At 62.7% G+C, this 21,137-nt stretch carries 17 protein-coding genes and 2 tRNA genes; 6 read left to right on the top strand and 13 right to left on the bottom strand.

Annotated features, from left to right (window positions below):
• Window positions 1–61 precede the first annotated feature (61 nt).
• Window positions 62–1,540, bottom strand: a complete 1,479-nt coding sequence (locus tag NKH02_RS05415) for an ABC transporter substrate-binding protein (RefSeq protein WP_352876945.1) — start codon at window positions 1,538–1,540, stop codon at window positions 62–64.
• Between the two features lie 162 nt (window positions 1,541–1,702).
• Entirely contained in the window at window positions 1,703–2,983 is a 1,281-nt protein-coding gene (locus NKH02_RS05410) for an acetylornithine deacetylase/succinyl-diaminopimelate desuccinylase family protein (protein WP_352876943.1), read from the bottom strand.
• A gap of 222 nt (window positions 2,984–3,205) precedes the next feature.
• On the opposite strand from NKH02_RS05410, the gene NKH02_RS05405 reads away from it, so the two are divergent.
• On the top strand, window positions 3,206–3,634 hold the full coding sequence (locus NKH02_RS05405) for a L,D-transpeptidase (protein WP_352867562.1): 429 nt from the start codon (window positions 3,206–3,208) through the stop codon (window positions 3,632–3,634).
• A gap of 70 nt (window positions 3,635–3,704) precedes the next feature.
• Here NKH02_RS05405 and NKH02_RS05400 read toward each other — a convergent pair whose 3' ends face one another.
• The 10 genes from NKH02_RS05400 to NKH02_RS05355 form a co-directional block, all read right to left on the bottom strand.
• On the bottom strand, window positions 3,705–4,688 hold the full coding sequence (locus NKH02_RS05400; RefSeq protein ID WP_352877125.1) for a lipid A biosynthesis lauroyl acyltransferase: 984 nt from the start codon (window positions 4,686–4,688) through the stop codon (window positions 3,705–3,707).
• A gap of 13 nt (window positions 4,689–4,701) precedes the next feature.
• On the bottom strand, window positions 4,702–5,730 hold the full coding sequence (locus NKH02_RS05395) for a zinc-binding dehydrogenase (protein WP_352867564.1): 1,029 nt from the start codon (window positions 5,728–5,730) through the stop codon (window positions 4,702–4,704).
• A 36-nt stretch (window positions 5,731–5,766) separates the two neighbouring features.
• Window positions 5,767–7,044: a beta-ketoacyl-ACP synthase gene (locus NKH02_RS05390; RefSeq protein ID WP_352867566.1), complete on the bottom strand. Its 1,278-nt coding sequence runs from the start codon at window positions 7,042–7,044 to the stop codon at window positions 5,767–5,769.
• A gap of 51 nt (window positions 7,045–7,095) precedes the next feature.
• Complete coding sequence (locus tag NKH02_RS05385) at window positions 7,096–8,286, bottom strand: beta-ketoacyl-ACP synthase (RefSeq protein WP_352876940.1); 1,191 nt, start codon at window positions 8,284–8,286, stop codon at window positions 7,096–7,098.
• A 56-nt stretch (window positions 8,287–8,342) separates the two neighbouring features.
• The gene (locus NKH02_RS05380) at window positions 8,343–8,624 is read right to left on the bottom strand and encodes an acyl carrier protein (protein WP_006335407.1); all 282 of its coding nucleotides are present in this window, start codon (window positions 8,622–8,624) and stop codon (window positions 8,343–8,345) included.
• A gap of 231 nt (window positions 8,625–8,855) precedes the next feature.
• Window positions 8,856–9,998, bottom strand: a complete 1,143-nt coding sequence (locus NKH02_RS05375) for a slipin family protein (RefSeq protein WP_352876937.1) — start codon at window positions 9,996–9,998, stop codon at window positions 8,856–8,858.
• Window positions 9,999–10,369: 371 nt separating this feature from the next.
• Window positions 10,370–10,437: transfer RNA gene (locus tag NKH02_RS05370), tRNA-Leu, on the bottom strand.
• Window positions 10,438–10,439: 2 nt separating this feature from the next.
• Window positions 10,440–10,513: transfer RNA gene (locus NKH02_RS05365), tRNA-Lys, on the bottom strand.
• A 226-nt stretch (window positions 10,514–10,739) separates the two neighbouring features.
• Window positions 10,740–11,288 (bottom strand): histidine phosphatase family protein, encoded by a 549-nt coding sequence (locus NKH02_RS05360; protein WP_352876934.1) that lies wholly within the window; start codon window positions 11,286–11,288, stop codon window positions 10,740–10,742.
• Window positions 11,289–11,384: 96 nt separating this feature from the next.
• The gene (locus NKH02_RS05355; RefSeq protein WP_352876932.1) at window positions 11,385–14,405 is read right to left on the bottom strand and encodes a caspase family protein; all 3,021 of its coding nucleotides are present in this window, start codon (window positions 14,403–14,405) and stop codon (window positions 11,385–11,387) included.
• 145 nt (window positions 14,406–14,550) lie between these two features.
• Here NKH02_RS05355 and NKH02_RS05350 point away from each other — a divergent pair, with 145 nt between their 5' ends.
• The 3 genes from NKH02_RS05350 to NKH02_RS05340 all read left to right on the top strand — a co-directional run bounded on the left by NKH02_RS05350 (window position 14,551) and on the right by NKH02_RS05340 (window position 18,252).
• Complete coding sequence (locus tag NKH02_RS05350) at window positions 14,551–15,498, top strand: AEC family transporter (RefSeq protein ID WP_352867574.1); 948 nt, start codon at window positions 14,551–14,553, stop codon at window positions 15,496–15,498.
• Window positions 15,499–15,687: 189 nt separating this feature from the next.
• Window positions 15,688–17,145: an NAD-dependent succinate-semialdehyde dehydrogenase gene (locus NKH02_RS05345; RefSeq protein WP_352876929.1), complete on the top strand. Its 1,458-nt coding sequence runs from the start codon at window positions 15,688–15,690 to the stop codon at window positions 17,143–17,145.
• An 84-nt stretch (window positions 17,146–17,229) separates the two neighbouring features.
• A complete protein-coding gene (locus NKH02_RS05340) occupies window positions 17,230–18,252 on the top strand; it encodes an aldose epimerase family protein (protein WP_352876928.1) in 1,023 nt (340 codons plus the stop codon).
• 145 nt (window positions 18,253–18,397) lie between these two features.
• On the opposite strand, the gene NKH02_RS05335 is transcribed toward NKH02_RS05340, so the two are convergent.
• The gene (locus NKH02_RS05335) at window positions 18,398–19,318 is read right to left on the bottom strand and encodes a sugar kinase (protein ID WP_352877122.1); all 921 of its coding nucleotides are present in this window, start codon (window positions 19,316–19,318) and stop codon (window positions 18,398–18,400) included.
• Window positions 19,319–19,468: 150 nt separating this feature from the next.
• On the opposite strand from NKH02_RS05335, the gene NKH02_RS05330 reads away from it, so the two are divergent.
• Window positions 19,469–19,918, top strand: coding sequence for a FixH family protein (locus tag NKH02_RS05330; protein ID WP_352876927.1), 450 nt, complete (start codon window positions 19,469–19,471; stop codon window positions 19,916–19,918).
• A gap of 7 nt (window positions 19,919–19,925) precedes the next feature.
• Window positions 19,926–21,125, top strand: a complete 1,200-nt coding sequence (locus NKH02_RS05325; RefSeq protein WP_352876926.1) for a cytochrome-c peroxidase — start codon at window positions 19,926–19,928, stop codon at window positions 21,123–21,125.
• Window positions 21,126–21,137 lie beyond the last annotated feature (12 nt).

Below are 21,137 nucleotides of genomic sequence, written 5' to 3'. Positions count from 1 at the left end.
ATGCCCGGCAGGGCAGAGGGGGGCGCGAAGGAACGCAAGCGTTGCCCTTTGGCTACCAGCCTCACTCGTTCCACTTCACCTTGGTCAGGTCATTGGCCTGGATCGGTGCGTTTTCCCACAGCCCTTGCAGCTTGGCGTCCCAGACACCGACCTTAGGCAGTTCGTAGAGGAAGCCGACCACGGCGTCGTCGGCCAGGATCTTCTGTGCCTGTCCCAGCAATTCCTTGCGCTTGGCCTCGTCGGAGGTGAGGTTCAGATCGGCGATCACCTTGTCGAAGGCCGGGTTGTCGTAGTTGAAGTAATAATCCTTGCGCGAATAGATATCGATGTCGTTGGGTTCGGTGTGGGAGACGATGGTCAGGTCGTAGTCCTTCTTGGTGAACACCTGATCCAGCCACTGCGCCCATTCGACAGGAATGATTTCGAGGTCGATGCCGATGTCGCGAAGCTCGGAGGCGATGATCTCGCCGCCAAGCCGCGCGTAAGAGGGCGGCGGCAATTTCAGCGTTGCCTTGAAGCCGTTCTCCAGCCCCGCTTCCTTCAGCAGTTCCTTTGCCTTGGCGACATCATGCGGATAGCGGCCGGTGAGATCGACATAGTCCTTGTTGGCGGGCGACATGTGCGAGCCGATCGGCACGCCGAGGCTGGCGGAGGCGCCGTCGATGATCGCCTTGCGGTCGAGCGCATAGGAGATCGCCTGTCTCACCTGCAATTTGTCGAAGGGTGGCTTCTTGTTGTTGATCGACAGGATGGTTTCGCCCTCGGTCGCGCCGATCACCACCTTGAAGCGCGGGTCGTCCCTGACCTGCGCGACGCTGTCGGCGTCGAAGAACGGGAAAGCCTGGATGTCGCCCGAGAGCAGTGCCGGCACATAGGCCGCGGCATCCGGCACGATGCGGAATTCGGCCTTGTCGAGGGACGCCGGCGTGCCCCAGTAATTGTCCGATTTGACCAGGGTGATCGATGATCCCTTGGCCCAGCTCTGGAACTTGAACGGGCCGGTGCCGATCGGCTTCTCCTTGTTGGTGTCGGCTGTCTCAGGCGCCACGATCACCGCGTCGCCCCAGCCCATATTGTAGAGGAAGGAGCCCTGCGGGTTCTTCAGCGTGACCTTGACCGTTGCCGGATCGACTATTTCGATCGTATCGATAGCCGCGAACAGGCCCTTTTGCGCATTGACCGAATTGTCGGCGCGGGCGCGGTCGAGCGAGAATTTCACGTCACTGGCGTCGAAGTCGGTACCGTCGTGGAATTTCACACCGGTGTGCAGCTTGAATGTGTAGACCTTGCCATCATCGGAAATGGTCCAGCTTTCGGCCAGATCCGGCAGCACCTCGCCATTCAGCCCGATGCGGGTCAGGCCCTCGAACACGTTGGCGTAAAGAACCTCGTCGATCGCCGCGGCGGCACCCGCGGTCGGATCGAGATGCGGTGGTTCGAGCGGGATGCCGATGACGAGGTCGGTTCGCGCGGCAAACGCCTGACAGTCAGCGGCTAGTGCAAGGATCGTCGCGGCCAGAATGGTTTTCCACAATTTCATCGTGCAACTCCCCATGCGTTTCAGACACGTGCTCAAACCCGGGCGATAGAAGCGTGATTTTGCCGCGGAGTAAATTGCGTTTCGTTCTGCCCGTTGCCGTAGCTGGGAATGTTTTTGTCCTGACAGCCCTATCGGCAGGTCGAAGCTTGTCGCGATGTGGGGCTATCCCTTGGCTGTGCCGCGCAACAGCACGTTGAGCCCGATCGCCATCACCTTGGCCGATTCCACCATGTCCGATATCCCGACCCATTCGTCCGGCCGGTGGGCGAGGTCGAGAATGCCTGGACCATAGGCGATGCAATCGTAGATATGGCCGATGCGGGCAATGTGCTTCTGGTCGTAGGTGCCTGGCGAAATGACGTAGTCGGGTTCGCGGTCGAAGACCGCCATGATGCCTTGCGCCACCGCCTTGACCACCGGCGCGTCGCGCTCCGTCATCAGCGGCAGCACTTCCATCAGGTCGCGGATTTCATAGTCGAATTTGTTCCGCTCGCGCTTCAGGCGGTCGAGAATGCCGGTTACTTCACCTTTGACGGTATCGAGATCTTCCTCGAGCAGAAAGCGACGATCGATGGTCAGCCGGCAGGAATCGGGCACGTTGGGCGAGGGCAGGCCGGGCCGGAAATCCTCGGTCTGGCCGCCATGGATCGAATTGATGTTCATGGTCGAGCGCTTCGCTCCTTCGGGCACAACCGGCATGCGCGTTATCTTGCGGTCGAGCGCGGGGAACAGTTCGTCCTCGAATGCCCTGAGCACGGCACCCATATGGCGTACCGCATTGTCGCCGAGAAATGGCATCGAGCCGTGCGCGATCTCGCCCTTGGTCTCGATCTCCGCCCACCAGACTCCGCGATGACCGAGACAGATGCGGTCCTTGTTCAGCGGCTCGGGAATGATGACGTGGTCGACCCTGGGTTTCGAGAAATAGCCGAGCCTGGCCAGATGGGCGACGCCGCCGAAGCCGCCGGACTCTTCGTCGACGGTACCGGATATTTCGATGGCGCCTGGAAAGTCGGGGAAGACTTCCAGGAAGGCTTCGGCGGCGATGATCGAGGCGGCAAGTCCGCCCTTCATGTCGCAGGCGCCACGGCCGTAGACCTTGCCGTCCCTGACGACACCGGCAAAGGGATCGACTGTCCAGCCGTCGCCGGCTTCGACCACGTCGATATGCGAGTTGAAGTGGACGCAGGCGCCGGGAGACCTGCCGTCGAAACGGGCAACGACATTGACGCGCGGGTAGCGGTCGGTGTCGCCGGGGGTGCCTTCGGCTCGAATGAATTCGGTCTCGAAACCGCTCTTCTTCAGCCGCGCGCCGAGATATTCGGCGCATGGCCGGTAGGCCTCACCGGGCGGGTTGATGGTCGGAAAACGGATCAGCTCGGCGGTCAGCGCGACGATATCGTCGCGCCTGTTATCGATTGCCTGGAGGAGTCGCTCGTTCATGCGGCGGAGTTGAGAGCGATCGTCCCGATTTTGCAAGCCCGCTGGTGATCGAGCCCGTGCGGCGTGTCGTTGCGGCAACTATCGCGGGAAATCGTTCAAATTGGCTGCTTTGGATTGGCGAATTGGTCAAGGAGTGTGTGCTACCCCGTTCACCTGCCATTAAAAAGATGAAAAACAACGTGATGGCAGGCGAGTAAGGGGCAATCAAAGGGGTTTGATCGCATGAAAAAGACAGTTCTCATGGCGGCCATTTTTGTCGCGATGCTGTTCGGTGCTTCGGGGCAGGGCTGGGCGGCCAGCCTCGTTGCAAACATAGACGTGTCGTCGCAGACGATGACGGTCAGGTATGGCCTGTCGGTTTACCGGTGGAGTGTCTCCACCGCCCGCGCTGGCTATTTCACGCCGCGCGGCAGCTATCGGCCGCAGCGTACGGCGCGGATGTGGTATTCGCGCAAATACCATATGTCGCCGATGCCATACTCCGTCTTCTTCCATGGCGGCTATGCCATCCACGGAACCGGCGCCGTCAGGCAACTCGGCCGCCCGGCGTCGCATGGCTGCGTGCGGCTGCATACGGCCAATGCCGCAACCTTCTATTCGATGGTGCGGGAAGTGGGTTTCGGCAACACGCGGATTGTAGTGACGAACTGAGGTGATCCAGATTCGCTGAAGTCGGCATCATCGGCTGGTGTAGGACCAATCTCCCCGCCAGCGGCGAGGCTTAAGCGTTTGCGGCCGGAGCGGGCTTCGGCCGGCGCTTTGGTCGCCCGCCGCCGATCTCCCACCTTTTGTGGAACCACATCCACTGGCCGGGATCTTCGCGTACCCAGCGTTCGACCACGTCGTTGAGACGCTGGGTGGTGGCGTGGACATCGACACTGCCGTCAGCGGTGCGCGGCAACGTCAGCTTGTCCTCGATCTCGAGCCGGAAGCGATTGCCTGGCAGCCTGACGCAGCGCGCCGGATAGACGTCGCAGTCGTAGTGACGGGCAAGGGTGGCCAGCACCCGGTTGCTCTGGCAGGGACGGCCGAAGAAGGTCGTATCCAGGCCGTTGGAGAATTTCTGGTCGACAAGGATGCCGATGTTGCCGCCATTCTCCAGGACCCCCGCCAGCGCGAATGAGGCGCCGGCCATCGATGGCAGCAAAGAGCCCATGGTCGAGCGGCGCGTCGAGAGGATGTAGTCGGCGAGATAGGGATTGTTGGGCGGGCGAAACAGCGCCGTGATGTTCATGCCGAAGGTCGCCGCCGCCACCGGCAGCAACTCGAAATTGCCGAGATGGCCGGTGAAGACGATATGCGGCTTCTGTTCGCCCGCGATTTCGACGAAATGCTCTGTTCCCTTGACCTCGACGCGGCCGGGCTTGCTGGCCGCGGGATCGTAGTCGAACAGGGCGTCGAGAAAGATGTATTCGGCGGCAAGGCGGGCCATGTTGCCCCACATGTCGGAGGCGATCGCCTGGATTTCGGCTTCGCCCTTCTCCGGATAGGCCTTGCGCAGATTGTCGACGGCGACCTGATGGCGTCCCACCCAGGGGCCGACGCGGCGTGCGACGCGGTCGGCGAAATTCAGCGCGCTGTCGGCCGGCAGCAGACGCAGGATCGAGATGATCAACATCGCCGCGCGCGCAACCAGCCAGTAGTTGAGCTGGCGCAGCTGCCTGCCGTAGCGAAATTTGAGATCCCGGCGAAACTTCTTGAACACAGAGGTCAAGGCTCTAGCCGACGCGCAGAATGATCTTACCGAACACGTCGCGGCCTTCCATGCGCTTCAGCGCGGCATCGATACCGTCGAAGTCGACTTCGGTATCGATGACCGGTGCGACTTGTCCCGCCGCCATCTTCTGCATGGCGTTGGCCATGTTCTCCATGCGGCAGCCGAAGGAACCGAGCAGTTTCAATTGCTGCTGGAACAGCTGCATCAGGTTGATCTGCGTCGACACGCCGGAAGTCGAACCGCAGGTCACCAAGCGGCCGCCACGCTTCAAGCACAGCATGGAAGCGGCAAAAGTGTCGGCGCCGACATGTTCGAACACGACATCGACGCCCTTTTTCTTGGTCAGCTTGCGCACGACGCCCTCGAAACGGTCGTCACGGTAGTTGATGACATGGTCGGCGCCGAGCGCCTTGGCCTTGTCGATCTTATCGTTGGAGCCGACCGTGGTGATGATCGTGCAGCCCATCCGCTTTGCCAGCTGGATGGCCGCCGAGCCGATGCCGGATCCGCCGGCATGGATGAGAATGGTCTCGCCGGGCTGCAGCCTGGCATTGTCGAACAGCATATGCTCGACAGTGCCGAAGGTGACGGGCGCCACCGCTGCACCGATGTCGGTCACGCCGGGCGGGGCAGGAACCAGCAGGCGAGCCGGCAGGTTGATCTTTTCCTGCGCGAAGCCGTCGAGATGGAAGCCGTGAACGCCCGAAACATGCTCGCAGAGATTGTCTCGGCCTTCGCGGCAGGCTCGGCAAAGTCCGCAGGTGCGGGCGCCATAGATCGACACCAATTGTCCGGGCAGCAGGCTGGAAACACCGGGGCCGACCGCTTCGACCTCGCCCGAGGCTTCCGCGCCGACGACCAGCGGCAGCTTGCGCTTGGCGAAGGCCATGCCGCGCCAGCCCCAGACGTCGATATGGTTCAGCGCCACCGCCTTGATGCGTAGCGTGACTTCGCCGAGTGGCGGCGGTGGGGGAGGCGGCAGGTCCACCGTTTCAAGACGGCGGTCCTCGATAAGTTGCAATGCGCGCATGGGGCCTGTCGGTTCAGTCTGGCTGAGAAAGGTCGCTTAGACCGGTTCCCGCGCCATGACAAGGCAAGTATTCTGGCCGCCGAAGCCGAAGGAGTTCGACAGAACGGTGCGAACCTCGGCGTTGCGCTTCTTGTTCGGCACCACGTCGAGCACGATCGCTGGGTCGGGATTGTCATAGTTGATGGTCGGCGGAATGACGCTCTCGCGCATCGTCATCAGTGAGAACGCCGCCTCGACGGCGCCGGCCGCCGACAGCGTGTGGCCGATCATCGACTTGTTCGACGAGACCGGCATCGAGCCGATCCGCTCGCCGAATACCGTCGACAGCGCCAGATGTTCCATCTTGTCGTTCTCCGGAGTCGACGTGCCATGGGCGTTGACATAGTCGATCTCGTCTTCACTCAGGCCGGCATCGGCGAGGGCAGCGCGAACCGCGGCGATGGCGGGCGAAGCGTCCGGTTTCGAACGGGTGCGGTGGAAATCATCGGCCTTCTCGCCGCAACCGCCCAGGATGCCGAGGATAGTGGCGCCGCGAGCCAATGCCGTCTCAAGCGATTCCAACACCAGCGCCCCGGATCCCTCGGCCAGCACGAAGCCGTCGCGGTCCCTGGAGAAGGGCTTCGACGCCTTTTCGGGAATGTCGTTGTGCGTGGAGAGCGCCGAAAGCAATGAGAAACGGATCAATGCCTCGGCGGTCGCGGAACCGTCCGCGCCGATCGATAGCGCACGGTCGCATTCGCTGCGTCGGATCGCCTCGACACCGAGCTGGATCGCGGTGGCACCTGAAGCGCAAGCCGTCGACAGCGTGATCGGCAGACCACGTGTGCCAAGGCGGTCGGCAAGGCGGCCGGCGATCGAACCGAACTGGGTGGTCTCGAAAATATCCAGCTCTTTCAAGCTACGCGCGACCCGAAGCAGACTTTCGGCGGCGGTGTCATCCTTGTCCTTGCCGGAATTGTAGAGCGAGAAGCGCTCGGCCCAGTCGAGTTCGACCGGCGGTGATGCGAGGAAGAGCGGTCCGCCGAAATCGCTGGAATCAAGACCGGCTTCGGCCACCGCTTCAAGGCCCGCGAGCTCGGCCAACTCGTAGGTGAGGGGGCTGGAGCCTTTCGAACTCGACGGCAGGAAATCGACCATGCCGGAAATGCGGGTGTTCAGTTGATCGATGGGAAAGCGGGTGATCGGGTGGATGCCTGATCTTCCCGAGGTCAACGCCGCCCAATTGTCCGTCTTGCCGACGCCAAGCGAGGTCACCACGCCGATGCCGGTGACGGCGACAATCGGCCTGCCCATATGATCGTTCAGATTGGCCATCCGGGAGCCCTCGACCTTTTATCGTTACAGCATGGATCTCGGAGCGCCGCCTCAGGCGGCATTGACCAGCGCCATGCCCTCGAATTGGTGGTAGCCGATCGCCGTTGCAAGGACGGTTGCGGGAACGCCTTCGAACGGCGTCTCGGTTGCGGCATCAAAAACAGGGTAGGCGGCCTTGCGGTCGACAGCGAGTGCCGCCAACGCCACGGCGAAGGGAAACTGCGCTTCCTTCATGTGCCCGGTCAGCGTCGAAAAACCGCGCGCGGCGATCGCCGGATTGGCATCGAGCGCTGCTTTCTCGGCTGATGTCGCCGCATGGGCGCCCGATGCGCCCGACAGGGCCAGCAATTTGCCGTTCGGCAATGCAGCCTGCTTGAGCAGCGCGGCGATCTCGGCATCGAGTTCTCCCCGTGGCCGCCTGGCGCGGCCCGAGACGATCGGCCCAAGCTCGGCATAGATTTTCCGGCCCCGGCTTGTCGCGTGTTCGCGTTGCTCCAGCACCAGGAAGGCGCCGCCGGAGCCGGTCACAACGCCGCCGCCCTCAGCGCCTTGCCGTTGCCAGACCGGCTTCCACGGGCCGCGATGCAAATAGCCGGCAAGCTCATAGCCGAGCAGCATGTCGGAATGTTCGGTCTGGAAGGCGCCGCCGACCAGGATATGCGTCGACTGGCCCGAACGGATGCGCGCGGCGGCCGTCTCGACGGCGGCGACGCCGGCACCTTCCTCACCCATGAAAGTTCTGGACGATCCCGTCACCTTGTGGACGATGGAGATGTTGCCGGCGAGCAGGTTGGAAAGCTGGGCCAGGAACAAGGTCGGCCGCAATTCGGTGGTCAATTTCTCGTTGAGCAGCACATCGCGATCGTTGCGGCTTTCCGAAGCGGCGAGAATGGCGGCATCGACCGCCTCGTCGCGCTCGCCACCGCCGGCGGCCACGACCATGTCCATGGTCGTGCAGAGTTCGTCATTGCCCTTGATGCCGGCGTCGTCCAGTGCAAGCCCGGCGGCGTAGGTGCCGAGCCTCTGCCAGGTTTCCATCTGACGCTGATCGCCGCGTTTGGCGATCTGCAGGTTCCAGTCGATCTCAGGCAATGGATGGACGGTATAAGGCGCGAAGCGTGCCGCCTCGAGCACCGGTTCGAGACCCGGCTGCGCGAGCTTCTGCCAATGGGCGTCCGGACCTTCCCCCAGCGAGGAGACAAGGCCGATACCGGTGATGACGACGTCGCGGGGGCTGCTCATGTGCGGCTTTGTGGGTCAGGCGGCAGAGCGCGTCAAGATCGCGCGCTCAACTGACGTCAGGCGTTCTTGGCTGCGACCAGCGCGTCGATCTTGGCGCACAGGTTCTTCATGACGAAGTAATCGTCGGTCGAAGCCTTGCCGTCATTGACCTCCTGGGTCCACTTTTCCAGCGGCACCTTGATGCCGAATTCCTTGTCGATGGCGAAGACGATGTCGAGGAAATCGAGGCTATCTATGCCGAGATCGTCGATCGTGTGGCTCTCGGGGGTGATGGTGTCGATATCGATTTCGCTGGTGTCGGCAATGATCTTGGCGACTTTGTCGAACGTGGTGGACAAGGGCTTTTCCTTCGGTTGCGGGCGGAATCTGTCCGCATCTTGTTTGGGCGCTGTCTAATCGGTTTTTTCCGGCAGGAAAAGGCCTCATACGCCGGGTGCAGATGGGAACCCTGCTCTGCAAAGGCAAGAAGGGCCACCGGTTGATACGGTGGCCCTTCCCTTGACGTAACGTCATCCTTTGTTTCGATGCATGTCGTTTTCCCAAGCCGGAACCACTCTGGGCGACATGCATCAGCTGTCGCGGAGCTTGACCAGATCGTTGAGCAGCCCGCCCGTTCCGTTGTGGACGGTCAGCCGCTCGACCTTTCCGGCGATGGTTTCCAGAGCCTCGAGCTCCTTCAGCCGCAGCATCACCGGGTTTTCCGCCATCACCCTGGCCGTGTTGAGCAGCGAACGCGTGGCGTTCGTCTCCTCGCGCCGACGGATGATGTTGGCCTCGGCCTGCTTTTCGGCCGACACCACCTGGTTGAGGATCTCGCGCATCTCGCCCGGCAGGATGACATCCTTGAGGGCGATATCGCTGACCTCCACTCCGATCTCGGCCATATCGGCGCGAACCTTGGCCGCCGCCTCCTCGTCGATCGTCACCTTCCTTTCAAGGATCTGGTCGAGCGTCAGCGCGCCAAGCGTCTTGCGGAAGGCATACTGCAGGGCGCGGTAGAGGGCTTCGGAGAAGTCCTTCACCATGCTCACCGCCTTGACCGGGTCGACGACCCGGTATTCGGCGGCGATGTTGACGCGGATCGTGACGCGATCCTTGGTCAGCACTTCCTGCCCGGCAACGTCGAGCGACTGGCGCTTGAGGTCGACGACCTTGATCTGCACCATGCGTCCGACGTTCCAGAAGCCATGCACGCCCGCCGTCAGCGTCCTGACCAGGACACCGTCGACGAAGAGCAGTCCGGCCTGACCGTCGACGACCGGATGGACGGACATCAATTCCGCCTTCCGCGCCTGGCGGAGCCGGCGCATGACCGCCGCATCGATCGCGAGATCGACCGATGTGTCGATCAGCGTCACCTTCCACGGGCCGGCATCCGTCCACAGCACGAGCTTGCGATCCGGCGCCAGAACGGCGTGCAAATTGCCGTCACGCTCGATGACGGCGACGTCCGTTCGCCCGGTGCGAACCACGGTGAAATGACGCGCGGCCACTTCCGGGAACTTGTCGAACAACGCCTTCTCGTATGCCGAAACGAATTCCGGGTTCTTCAGATCGTGACGGGACACTTCAAGGCTGCCGCGCCGGTTGGCGAGCCAATTTTCGCCCGGCATCAGGACAGCCTTGATCTCACCCTTGTGGAGGGCGAGGGCACGTTCGTTTTCCCTTACGAGGACGCGCTCGCGTCCAAGAACCTTGTCGAGAACAGTCATTGTCTTACTCCTGTCGGGCATGGCCCCATGCGAGGCGTCAAGTCATGCGTCGATCTTCCCTTCGTTTCTCGTTTCACATCGTCGTCTTGCGTCATCGTCCGGGCACGAATGATCCCGGGACTGGTGGCATCAATCCGTGGCGGACCTTCGGGAGCGGATCGCGGGGCAGCGAAGCGGGCTCCGGAAGCCGAAGCTTCCTTTGCCGGCTAAACTGCGCCTTGATCGTCACCGCGGGCCTGGCCGCGAGCCGATGGCGTCAGATTTTCGGGATGATCCGTGCCCGAGGGGCTTGGGCCATCCGTCCAGTCTTTCGCATTCCAGTCCCCGGACCGTTTTTCAGATAACACCTGGCAGGGTGCTGGCTTATCAGGCCAATGGAGAAGGGATCGAACCTTCGACAGTCAGATTCTCGATCTGATGCTCTTCCAGCTGAGCTATCCGTGGTGCAGACGACGGGACTCGAACCCACAACCTCCGGATAAAGTCCGGCGCTCTCCCAGTTGAGCTACATCCGCGATCCCAATCCCCAAAGCGGCGCCGTATACAGGGCGGCAAAGCCGCCTGCACGGGCGGAGACGAAAGCTCCAACCGTTGTGCTCACTTCGGTTCTCGTGACCGGGAGCGCGCCTATAGCCCCTGCGACGGGTTGTCGCAAGCAGCATTGTCGTGGCGGATTTGCGGCTTCTTTCAATGGTGGCATTTCGGCAACATCGATCCAATGCTGAAGGGAGCGTCGGAACTTCAGAAGGTGACGCGGCCGAGTACGCGCAGGCCATCGCCCTGCGGCTCTACGACCACGGCCTCGCCTTCGCGGGGCGAAACGCCGGTCAGGGCCTGGATATTTTCCAGATGGGTGACCATGACCAGATTGTCGGAGCCGGAATAGTCGCGGATCTCCTTCAGGATCGCTGCGATCTGAGCGGCTTTTTGCGTCTCGTCGCCCTTCAGGAGGTCAAGCGGCGCAAACAGCTTCGGTTCGGCCTCGAAAGCGATGCGGGCGGTGTCGAGGCAGCGGCAGTAGCGGCTGGACAGCACGCGCTCGATGGGTGCTGCACGAGCGGCGAACAAGGCGCCAATCTTGCTCGCCTGCTGCTTGCCGCGCGCCGACAGGTTGACCTGGGTGGCACAGCTGTCGATGTCGAAATTGACCGGATCGGTGGTGCCGGTGACCATGGCATGACGCAGCAGCACGACATGGCCGCCGTCGCGTAATAGCGCCCAGCCGGCGTCGGTGGCGTGGGCTGCGGCCGGGATGGCCAGCAGAAGCAAAGCCAGCACAAATCGAATCATAGGCTATCCTTCTCCGGTTCCCGGCAATGGGTTCCGGTGACCGGACATATAGGGACGTAAAGCCATCCGAAAGACAAGGCGCGGTCGGGCGGAGCCCTACTTCTTGGCCATCTGCTTCTTCGCCAGATCGATTTTCTGGTCGGTCAACGGAATGGGCATCGTGTAGCCGGCTTCGGTAAACCCCCGCTTGGCGTTCTCGAAGAATTCGATGGCTTTCAGATATTCCGGCTTACCCGCGCCGTAACTGGCGTGGTTCCAATGGACGTCGCCGAGGTTGTTCTGTTCGAAGGCCCACTGCAAGGGCTGACTCTCGCGGGTGAATACCTTCAGCGTCGCCGTGAAGGCTGCCTCTGCGTCATTGAGGTATTTATCGGTGCGTTCGAGATTGCCGAGGTTGAGAAGACTCATGCCTATGCCGTTCTGAGCGTTGGCCCAATCTATGGGGGCTGCTTCGATAGTCAGCACCTCAAGCGCTGCCCGCCGGGCCGCGATTGAATCCTGCAGGGTTTTGGGATTGGCATCGCTCATGCTCAGCCAGTGCAGCGCCGAACCGAGACCGGCCTCACTCAGCGCCCATTGCCGCGGGTTCGTCTCGCGCTTGTACTCGCGCAACGCATCGCGGTAGGCGGCAATGGCCTCGCCGTAATGTTCCGGCTTGTCGGTCACACCGCCGAGAAGCTGCAGCGTGTTGCCCAGATTGTAGTGGCTCATTGCCCAGTCGAGCGGGAATTTTCGCCTGACATAGACCCGCCGCGCGGCCTGGAAGGCGCTCACCGATTGCTCGAGCTTGGCCGTGTCTTGGGTGCGCTGGCCAAGCGTCTGGTAGATCGAACCGAGATTGTTCTGCGCCGACGCCCAGTCCATCGGAAAACGCTGCCGGGTAAACACCGTCAGTGCATCGTCATAGGCCGCCGCCGCCTCTTCGAGCGCGCCGGTTCCCATATCGAAGCGGGCGACACCGCTTAGCGCGTTGCCGAGGTTGAGCCGGCTGGTTGCCCACGAGACCGGGAAGGTTTCACGGGTTCGCACCTCTAGCGCGGCCCGGAAGGCGTCGGCCGCCTCGTTGATGGTTGCGTTGTCGTTGAGCTGGATGCCAAGCGACACAAGCGTGTTGCCGAGATTGTTCTCGACCATCGCCCATTCCACCGGTGCTTTTTCGCGCGTGTATTCCTCAAGCGCCAGCCGGTAGGCGGCTTCGGCTTGCGTCAGATGCTCGCCGGCGGTCTCACGCTCGGACAGTGCATAGAGCGCCAGGCCGAGGTTGTTTTGCGAAGCCGCCCAGTCGAGCGGCACCTTGTCGCGCGGCCGCTTCTCAAGTGTAGCGCGCATCGCCACCACTGCTTCATTCAGGCGCTTAGGATCGCTCTCGCGTTCGCCGATTTTCAACAGCACATTGGCTAGGTTGTTCTGCGCGGCGGCCCAGTTGAGATCGTCCTTCTCGCGCTCGAACACGACAAGGGAATCGCGAAAGATCCGCGCTGCCTCTTCAAGGCGCGCGGTCTCCGTCTCGCGCTCGCCGATGGTCTGCAGCACAACCGCCATGTTGTTGCGGGTGATCGCCCAGTCGCGATTCTGTTCGCCATTGGGGATGAAGTTCAGGATGGTTCGATAGGCCTCGATGGAATTTTGCAGCGCATCCAGGTCACCAGTGGCGTAGCCGTAAGCGTTCAGCGCCTCGGCCTCCTGGTTTTTGTAGTTCCAGCGCAGTTTGTCGTCCCATTTTTCGGCCAGCGAGAAAGCCTTGGCATAATCGGCGGCGGCGGATCTGTAGTCGAAGACCAGCCCCGAGGCATCGGCGCGTCTGGCGTAGATCGCGGCATCGGCAAGACGCTTCTGCTTGACGAGATCCTCGGCCTCATCAACCGCATCGTTCGTCTGCTCGACCCGGCCGACGGCGTCGTCGAGGAATTTCCGCGCCGTCACGATGGCGCCCTGGCCGATCGCCTTGTCGGCGGAGGCGACCAGCCGTTTGATCTCCGGATCGTCGGTGCGCAGCGCGGCGCGCTCGGACATCATCTTCTTCAGGCGTTCAGCCTGCGCGTCGAGCACTTTTTGCAGGTCGGTCGGATCTTCGGGGATCCTTTCCGTGCCGAGCGCCTTCAGCACGCCATAGAGTGCATCGAGCGACACGCCTTCCTGCAGCGAGGCCAGTTCCACTTGCGCCCGTTTCGGGTCGGGCAGCTCGGAAATGGTCAAGAGCAGCTGGCGGCGCTCGCCCGTGATCAGCCCGTCGTCGCCGGTCGGCTCCGCTGGCGCGACGCCGAAATAGAGCAGTCGGCGCAGGCTTTCATTGACCCAGGGGCGCTGCTTTGCCTTGGTGTCGAGATAGACCTCCTCGGTCACCATGCGCATGACCGAGCCGAACTCGGTGCCCTTCATCGCCGCGAGGTGGCGCAGCAGGGCGGACGCGTAAGGGCTGTTTTCGCCGGCGGTGCCATCGAGCGCTGGACGGCCCGGCTCGGCGGCGAAGCCGACCACGGTGCCCAGGCTCGCATCGGCCGCCGGCGTATTGCCGAGCGCCTTGGCGCCGCGTACCGGCTCCAGACCGCCGGCACCAATCGGCGAGGCGGAGGCGGTCGGCGCGCGCCGCACCACGGCATCCGCGGGGAACGGATTGGTGCGGCAGGCATCGAGCAGCACGATCGTCACAGGCACGGTCGCTTTCAGCGCGTCCATGACGGCGGAAATCGGCACAAGCGCCTGGTTGGCATCTCCGAGGGACGATACGTCGGCATCGACTGGAACCAGATAGTTCTCGCCGCCGGCCTCGATGCCGTGGCCGGAATAATAGATGAAGGCGACATCGGCGCCTTCGGCATCTTCCGAGAAGCGCTCCAGGTCGCGCTTCAGCTTCGCGGCGTCGCGATCGGTGACGCTGCGGGCATCGAAGCCGAGATCGGTCAGCATCTTGGCCATGTCGCGGGCGTCATTGGCCGGGTTGGGCAGCGCGGCTATGTGCTCGTATTTCGACTGGCCGATGATCAGCGCCACGCCCTTGAGGCTTTTGGTTTCGGCTATAGCAAGCGCCGTCACGGCAAGGCAAATCAGTGCGGCGACGAAAGCCGTCAGCCACGCCTGCCGCAAAAGATTGCGCTTCAAGGTTTCGACAAAGGCCATTTGTCGTTAGGTGTCCGCCCTGATGATCCAAACCCTCTACAATGCTGCCAGTCTACCATGATCAAATTCGGGCATGATCAAATTCGGGCATGATCAAATTCGGGCGCGATTGCGCCGCGAGCGTGGCTCGCCTATCACGGGAAAAATGTCTCCGCTCACCGAAACCGTCCTTTTCGTCTTCAGCCTTGTCGCGCTCGGCTACCTCGCCGGGTTCACCGGCTATCTGAAGCCGGCGAGCGGCGAGGGCATAGCCGATTTCGCGGTAAGCGTAGCGATGCCGCTGCTGTTGTTCCAGACCATGGTGAACGCGGATTTCCACGGAGTGGCACCTTGGTCGCTGTGGGGCGCCTATTTCGCGGCCGTGGCAATCACCTGGGCCGCCGGCCATCTCGTCACCACGCGGATATTTGGGCGAGATGCACGCGCCGGCGTCGTCGGCGGAGTTTCATCGGCCTTTTCCAATATCGTGCTGCTCGGCGCTCCCTTTATCCTCGGCATATTCGGAGCGGATGGTTTTGAAGTGCTGTCCTTGCTGGTTTCGGTGCATCTGCCGATCATGCTGATGGCCTCGATCGTGTTGTTCGAAGCCTTCGGCCGCGCCAGCGGCGATCCGGTGCATCCCTTGCGCGTTATCCATAGCTTCCTCAAGCGGCTTTTCATGAATCCGTTGATCATTGGCATTCTGGCAGGGCTTGCATGGCGCATCACCGGTGCCCCGCTGCCTGATGTCGCCATGCGCCTGGTCGATGCGCTGGCCGGTACGGCGGGGCCGGTGGCGTTGTTCGCCATGGGGCTCAGCCTGCGCCGCTTCGGCATTTCGGGCAATGTCAGGCCGGCGCTGGTGCTTTCGGCGCTGAAGCTGTTCCTGATGCCGGCGCTGGTCCTCGCCTTCGTCTGGTTGCTCGGCCTGCCGCCCTTGACCGCCAAGGTGGCGGTGATGGTGGCCGCGATGCCATCCGGCGTCAATTCCTATCTGATCGCGGTGCAGTTCAACACCGGCCAGGCGCTGGCGTCGAACCAGATGACCATCGCCACCGCCTGCGCCGCCGTCACCACCGCTTTTTGGCTGACGGTGGTGCTCCACGTTTTCTGATAGGTCAGGATGCACACCGGCCTGCTCTCGCCTCGGGCTGGTCCAACCCCTATATGCCATGTAGCGATTGCTTGCGGGCCTTGCCCTAGGTAAAGAGCAGTGGCTCCGGCGTGCCGGCCCCAGTCCATGGCGCACGCTCACCGAAGACTTCACAGACCGGCCGTCAGCGCGCCGAACGGAGGATAGACCATGCTTCAGAAAACCAGCCATTTCATGCGGCAGGCCAATCTCATCAATGGCGAATGGGTGCAGGCCGACAGCGGCCAGACGGTCGACGTCAACAATCCGGCCACCGGCCTCAAGATCGGCACCGTACCGAAGTCGGGCAAGGCCGAGACGCGCCGCGCCATCGAAGCCGCCGATGCCGCCTTCAAGTCGTGGCGCAAGACCACCGCGCTCGAGCGCTCGAAGCTGCTGCGCAAGCTGCACGACGCGATGATGGACAATCAGGATGTGCTGGCCGAGTTGCTGACCATCGAGCAGGGTAAGTCGCTGTTCGAATCGAAGGGCGAGATCGGCTCGGCCGCGTCCTACATCCTTTGGTTCGCCGAGGAAGGCCGCCGCACCTATGGCGACGTCGTACCGTCGCCATGGGCGGATCGCCGCATCCTCGTCACCAAGGAACCGGTCGGCGTCATCGCCGCCATCACCCCGTGGAATTTCCCGTCCTCGATGCTGGCCCGCAAGCTCGGCCCGGCGCTCGCCGCCGGCTGCACCGCGGTCGTAAAGCCCGCCTCGCAGACGCCTTACTCGGGCCTTGCCTGGGGCGCGCTCGCCGAGGAAGTCGGCTTCCCCAAGGGCGTCATCAACATCCTGACCGGCTCGGCCAGCGAGATCGGCGACGAGATTTGCGCAAATCCGCTGGTGTCGAAGATCACCTTCACCGGCTCGACCGAGGTCGGCAAGCTTCTCATTCAGAAGTCGTCCGTCACCGTCAAGAAGGTGTCGATGGAACTCGGCGGCAACGCGCCGTTCATCGTCTTCGACGACGCCGATCTCGAGCGTGCCGTCGCCGGTGCGATCACCGCCAAGTATCGCAATTCCGGCCAGACCTGCGTTTGCACCAACCGCTTCCTGGTCCAGGCTGGTGTATATGACAAGTTCGTCGAGAAGCTCGCCGCCGCCAGCGACGGGCTTAAGGTCGGTTCCGGCCTCGAGGACGGCGTGCAGCAGGGACCGCTGATCGACGAGAAGGCGGTCGAGAAGGTCGAGGAACTGATCGCCGACGCGACTTCCAAGGGCGGCAAGGTCGTCGCCGGTGGCAAGCGCCATGCGCTCGGCGGTTCGTTCTTTCAGCCGACTGTCATCGCCAACGCGACACCCAAGATGCGATTCATGAAGGAAGAGATCTTTGGCCCGGTAGCACCGGTGTTCAAGTTCGAGACCGAAGAGGAAGCCATCTCGCTCGCCAACGACACCGAATTCGGCCTCGCCTGCTATTTTTACACCGGCGATCTCGGCCGCGCCTTCCGCGTCATGGAAGGGCTCAGATACGGCATGGTCGGTGTCAATGAAGGCCTTATCACCACGCCGGAGGCGCCGTTCGGCGGCGTCAAGGAATCGGGTCTCGGCAAGGAAGGCGGGCATCAGGGCATCGAGGATTACCTCGACACCAAATATGTCTGCATCGGCGGCCTCGGCCTCTGATTAGCTACCTGAGATGGGGAGGCCAATGGCCTGCCCATCTTGCATGGTAAAACCAGCCGACTGGATCAACTGGCATTTGCGGGCATGGCGATGAAGGACGGCGAGGTTTTCGGTACGACGCAGGCAGGCGAGGCGGTGCGGCGCTTCACGATCAGGGGCGGCGGTATCACCGCCAACATCCTTGGCCTGGGGGCGATCATCCAGGATCTGCGCCTGACTGGGCACGATGCGCCGCTGGTGCTCGGCTATGACAATCTGGGATACTATGAGACCGATACGGCCTTCTTCGGCGCGGTCGTCGGCCGCTATGCCAACCGCATCCGCGACGGCCGTTTCACCATCGCCGGCAGTCGCTATCAGACCGAGCAAAATTTCCTCGGCAAGCATACGTTGCATGGTGGCTCGCAGGGCTATTCTCACAGGCCGTGGGCGGTTTCGCTGCATGGCAGGGATTTCGTCACGCTGACGCTGCATGACCCCGATGGCACGATGGGCTTTCCCGGCGCGCTCGACGTCACCTGCACCTATCGGCTGAAGATTCCTGGCACGCTCAGCGTCGAGCTGACCGCCACCTGCGAGGAGCCGACGCTGTGCAACCTCACCCAGCATTCCTATTTCAACCTGGATGATGGTGGCGCTTCCGACATTCTCGACCACAGGATGATGCTGAATGCCGGTGCCTATCTGCCGGTCGATGGCGACATGATCCCGACAGGGGTAGTCAAGCCGGTTGACGGCACGCCGTTCGATTTCCGCCAGGCGCGGCTGCTACGCATGGAGACCGAGGGCGAGCAACTGCCCTATGACCAGAATTTTTGCCTCGCCTCGTCACGTGGACCCCTCAAGCAGGCGGCATGGGTTCAAGGCGCCAGTTCCGGTGTCGAGATGGAGGTCTGGACCACCGAGCCCGGCGTTCAGCTTTATACGGGTCAGTATGTGACGCCGCGCACCGGACTGGAAGGGCGCAGCTACAAGGCCTTTTGCGGTTTCTGCCTGGAGCCGCAGATATGGCCGGATGCGCCGAACCGGCCCTATTTCCCGCAGGCAACGCTGTGGCCGGGCGCGATCTACCATCATGTGACTGAATATCGTTTCCGGCTGCCTTAAGGTCCGCCGATATTCAGGTGAGGCCGGCCTGCAAACAGCAGTTTCCTGGGCTTCCGGTGCTCGCGTACCCAAAGTACGCTCCGCTCCGGTTCTCGGAATCTACTGTTTTCGGCTCGGCCTGACCTGAATCTCGACAGACCTTAGCTTAGCCTTCGAAAGCCGCTCGCAGCGTCTGGAACGGCGCCAGTGCGCCGCGCACCTGGACAACGGCGGCGGCGACGCGATGGGCACGGCGCGCGGCTTCCAGCGGGTCGTGCCCGGCAAGTCGAGCCGCAAGGTAGCCGCCGTTGAAGGAATCGCCAGCGCCGGTCGTATCGACGGGGTCGGCGACATGGATCGCCGGGACCTCACACAGCGTTTCTCCCTGGGCAATCAGTGCCGGCGCTTCACCATTCTTGACGATGACCTCATCGACCAGTTGCCCGAGCCGCTCGGCGGTCGCTTGCGGTGTTGCATCGCCGAACAGCATCTGCTCGTCGGGGAAGGTCGGCAGTGCAATGTCGGTGACGGCAAGAGCTTCGACGATCGCTGCCTGCGCCTCCTCGCGATTGCGCCAGAGCCGCGGCCGATAATTGGGGTCGAAGGCGATTGTCGAGCCGGCTGAGCGCGCCTTGCCGACGGCCGCCAGCAATGCGGCGCGCGCGGTCTCGTCCAGAATTGCCAAAGTGATTCCGCTGAAATAGACAAGCGCCTGATTTTCCAGGTTTTTCGACAGTGCAACCGGGTCCGAGGCGAGCTGCCGCGCGGCGGCATCGCCACGCCAATAAGTGAAGGAACGCTCGGCCCCGGTGAGCGTGATGGCATAGAGGCCGGGCCGCGCGCCCGCTATGACCGGGCTAGAACCGATGCCGATGCCGTTTTCGGCGAAGAAACCGATCTGGCCTTGCGAGAACGGATCATCGCCGAAGGCCGAGACATAGGTTGCCGGCCGCTCAGTGCTCAACGCGTGCAGCGCCCACAGCGTGTTGAACGTGTCGCCGGCAAAGCCCATGCGCCAGTTCGGTCCCGTCTGGCCCGACAGTTCGAGCATGCATTCGCCGATCGAGGCGACGCCGTTTCCCGCCATCTGCAATCCTCCAGTGATCTCGGTGCTGTAGCTTTTTGCCATCGGCAGCGCCATGCTTGGCAAGCAGGGTTTTTTCCGCCATGGCGTTTTTTCACAGCTGGCGGGATGCGATCCGTCCGGCAGAGCGTTGTCCGCAGAAGAGGAAACGGTTTGGCATCGATATGGCGCTATCTCCTGGCAGGTCTTGGTCTGGCTGCCTTGCTGGTCGGCATTCTCGCGGTCGTCTATCTGACGGCGCCGCGGTCGTCGCATTCTGCCGGCCCCGATATTTCGCGGACGAAGAACACCGACAACGGGCTGTTCGTGGCAAGTTTTTTGCCGGAGCGGGGCGTTGTGCGGCCAGGCCAACTGCAATCCTGGCTGCTGACGCTGAAGACAAAGTCTGGAGCGCCGGTGGAAGGGGCCGCGATCGCGATCTCCGGCGGCATGCCGCTGCACAGTCACGGCCTGCCGACCAGCCCGCAGGCGACCGACTATCTCGGCGACGGCCGTTATCGGATCGAAGGGATAAAATTCACCATGAGCGGCTGGTGGCAGCTGCATTTCGCAATTTCGGCCACCGCCGGTTCCGACACCGTGCTCTTCAACGTGGTGCTGTGAGCAAGAAATGAGGCGGCTTTCACGTTTTCTGGCGCTGATGGTTGCCGTTATCCTTGCCGGTTGCGGCAAGCCTGACTTTTCCGACGCAGAGAAGAAGACCATCGCCTCGCTGGCGCTGTCGGCACTGCCGCCGCTGAAACCCGACACCACCAACCGTTTTGCCGATGTGCCGGCCGCCGCCGCACTCGGTTCGACGCTGTTCTTCGATCAGGGCATGAGCCGTGACGGCACGGTATCCTGTTCGACCTGCCACAAGATCGACCGGCAATTCCAGGACGACCTGCCACAAGCCGTCGGCGTCGGCCACACCAACCGGCGCACAATGCCGCTGGCCCGCGTGGCGCGCGATCCCTGGTTCTTCTGGGATGGCCGCCGCGACAGCCTGTGGGCGCAAGCGCTGACGCCGCTCGAAAACCCGCTGGAGCAGGCAGGAAACCGCACCGCCTACGCCCATTACATCAAGGCGCGCTTCGGCGAACGCTATGAGCGCATCTTCGGGCCGCTGCCCGATTTTTCCGGCATGCCGGCGAATGCCAGCCCGCTTGGAAACGATGCTGAGAAGGCTGCCTGGGACGCGATGAGCGGTGCGCAGCGTGACGCCATCAACGGCGTCTTTGCCAATATCGGCAAGGCGATCGCCGCTTTCGAACGGTCGATCGAGCCGGCGCCGACGCGCTTCGATCGGTTTGCGCTGGACCTCGTCACCGGCGCCGGGCCGAAGGGCGATGCCGTCTTCTCGAAGGAGGAAATCCTTGGGCTGAAACTGTTCATCGGCAAGGCCAACTGCGTGACCTGCCACAACGGCCCGCGCTTCACCGACAACGGCTTTCACAACACCGGCGTGCCCCCCGTTGCGGGCCTGCCGCCGGATCGCGGCCGCATCGATGCCGTGGCCCAAGTCGAGGCCGACCCGTTCAACTGCTTCGGCGCCTATCGCGATGGCGACGCCGGCGCCTGCGGCGAGTTGCGCTTCATGGTCAAATCCGCACCGGAACTCATCCGCGCTTACAAGACGCCGTCGCTGCGCGGAGCGGCAACGCGGCCGCCCTATATGCATGCCGGACAGTTTTCGTCGCTCGACGAGGTGGTGGCGCACTACGCCAAGGCGGCGCCCAGCGTCGAGGGAACGTCCGAAGTTCACCCGCTGGAGCTTTCAGACCGAGAGCGCGCGGCGCTGGTGGCTTTCCTGAAGACGCTTTCGGAGTGAGTTAGAGCCCGA

The organism is Mesorhizobium sp. M1396, from assembly GCF_040317725.1.
GTDB lineage: Bacteria > Pseudomonadota > Alphaproteobacteria > Rhizobiales > Rhizobiaceae > Mesorhizobium.
Note: the sequence above shows the minus strand (reverse complement) of the source record. Positions and strands in the feature narration are given on the sequence as shown.

Coding starts and splice junctions, on each gene's coding strand:
- NKH02_RS05415 (WP_352876945.1), bottom strand. CDS start 1,540: ATGAAATTGTGGAAAACCATTCTGGCCGCGACGATCCTTGCACTAGCC.
- NKH02_RS05410 (WP_352876943.1), bottom strand. CDS start 2,983: ATGAACGAGCGACTCCTCCAGGCAATCGATAACAGGCGCGACGATATC.
- NKH02_RS05405 (WP_352867562.1), top strand. CDS start 3,206: ATGAAAAAGACAGTTCTCATGGCGGCCATTTTTGTCGCGATGCTGTTC.
- NKH02_RS05395 (WP_352867564.1), bottom strand. CDS start 5,730: ATGCGCGCATTGCAACTTATCGAGGACCGCCGTCTTGAAACGGTGGAC.
- NKH02_RS05390 (WP_352867566.1), bottom strand. CDS start 7,044: ATGGCCAATCTGAACGATCATATGGGCAGGCCGATTGTCGCCGTCACC.
- NKH02_RS05385 (WP_352876940.1), bottom strand. CDS start 8,286: ATGAGCAGCCCCCGCGACGTCGTCATCACCGGTATCGGCCTTGTCTCC.
- NKH02_RS05375 (WP_352876937.1), bottom strand. CDS start 9,998: ATGACTGTTCTCGACAAGGTTCTTGGACGCGAGCGCGTCCTCGTAAGG.
- NKH02_RS05360 (WP_352876934.1), bottom strand. CDS start 11,288: ATGATTCGATTTGTGCTGGCTTTGCTTCTGCTGGCCATCCCGGCCGCA.
- NKH02_RS05355 (WP_352876932.1), bottom strand. CDS start 14,405: ATGGCCTTTGTCGAAACCTTGAAGCGCAATCTTTTGCGGCAGGCGTGG.
- NKH02_RS05350 (WP_352867574.1), top strand. CDS start 14,551: ATGTCTCCGCTCACCGAAACCGTCCTTTTCGTCTTCAGCCTTGTCGCG.
- NKH02_RS05345 (WP_352876929.1), top strand. CDS start 15,688: ATGCTTCAGAAAACCAGCCATTTCATGCGGCAGGCCAATCTCATCAAT.
- NKH02_RS05340 (WP_352876928.1), top strand. CDS start 17,230: ATGGCGATGAAGGACGGCGAGGTTTTCGGTACGACGCAGGCAGGCGAG.
- NKH02_RS05335 (WP_352877122.1), bottom strand. CDS start 19,318: ATGGCGGGAAACGGCGTCGCCTCGATCGGCGAATGCATGCTCGAACTG.
- NKH02_RS05325 (WP_352876926.1), top strand. CDS start 19,926: ATGAGGCGGCTTTCACGTTTTCTGGCGCTGATGGTTGCCGTTATCCTT.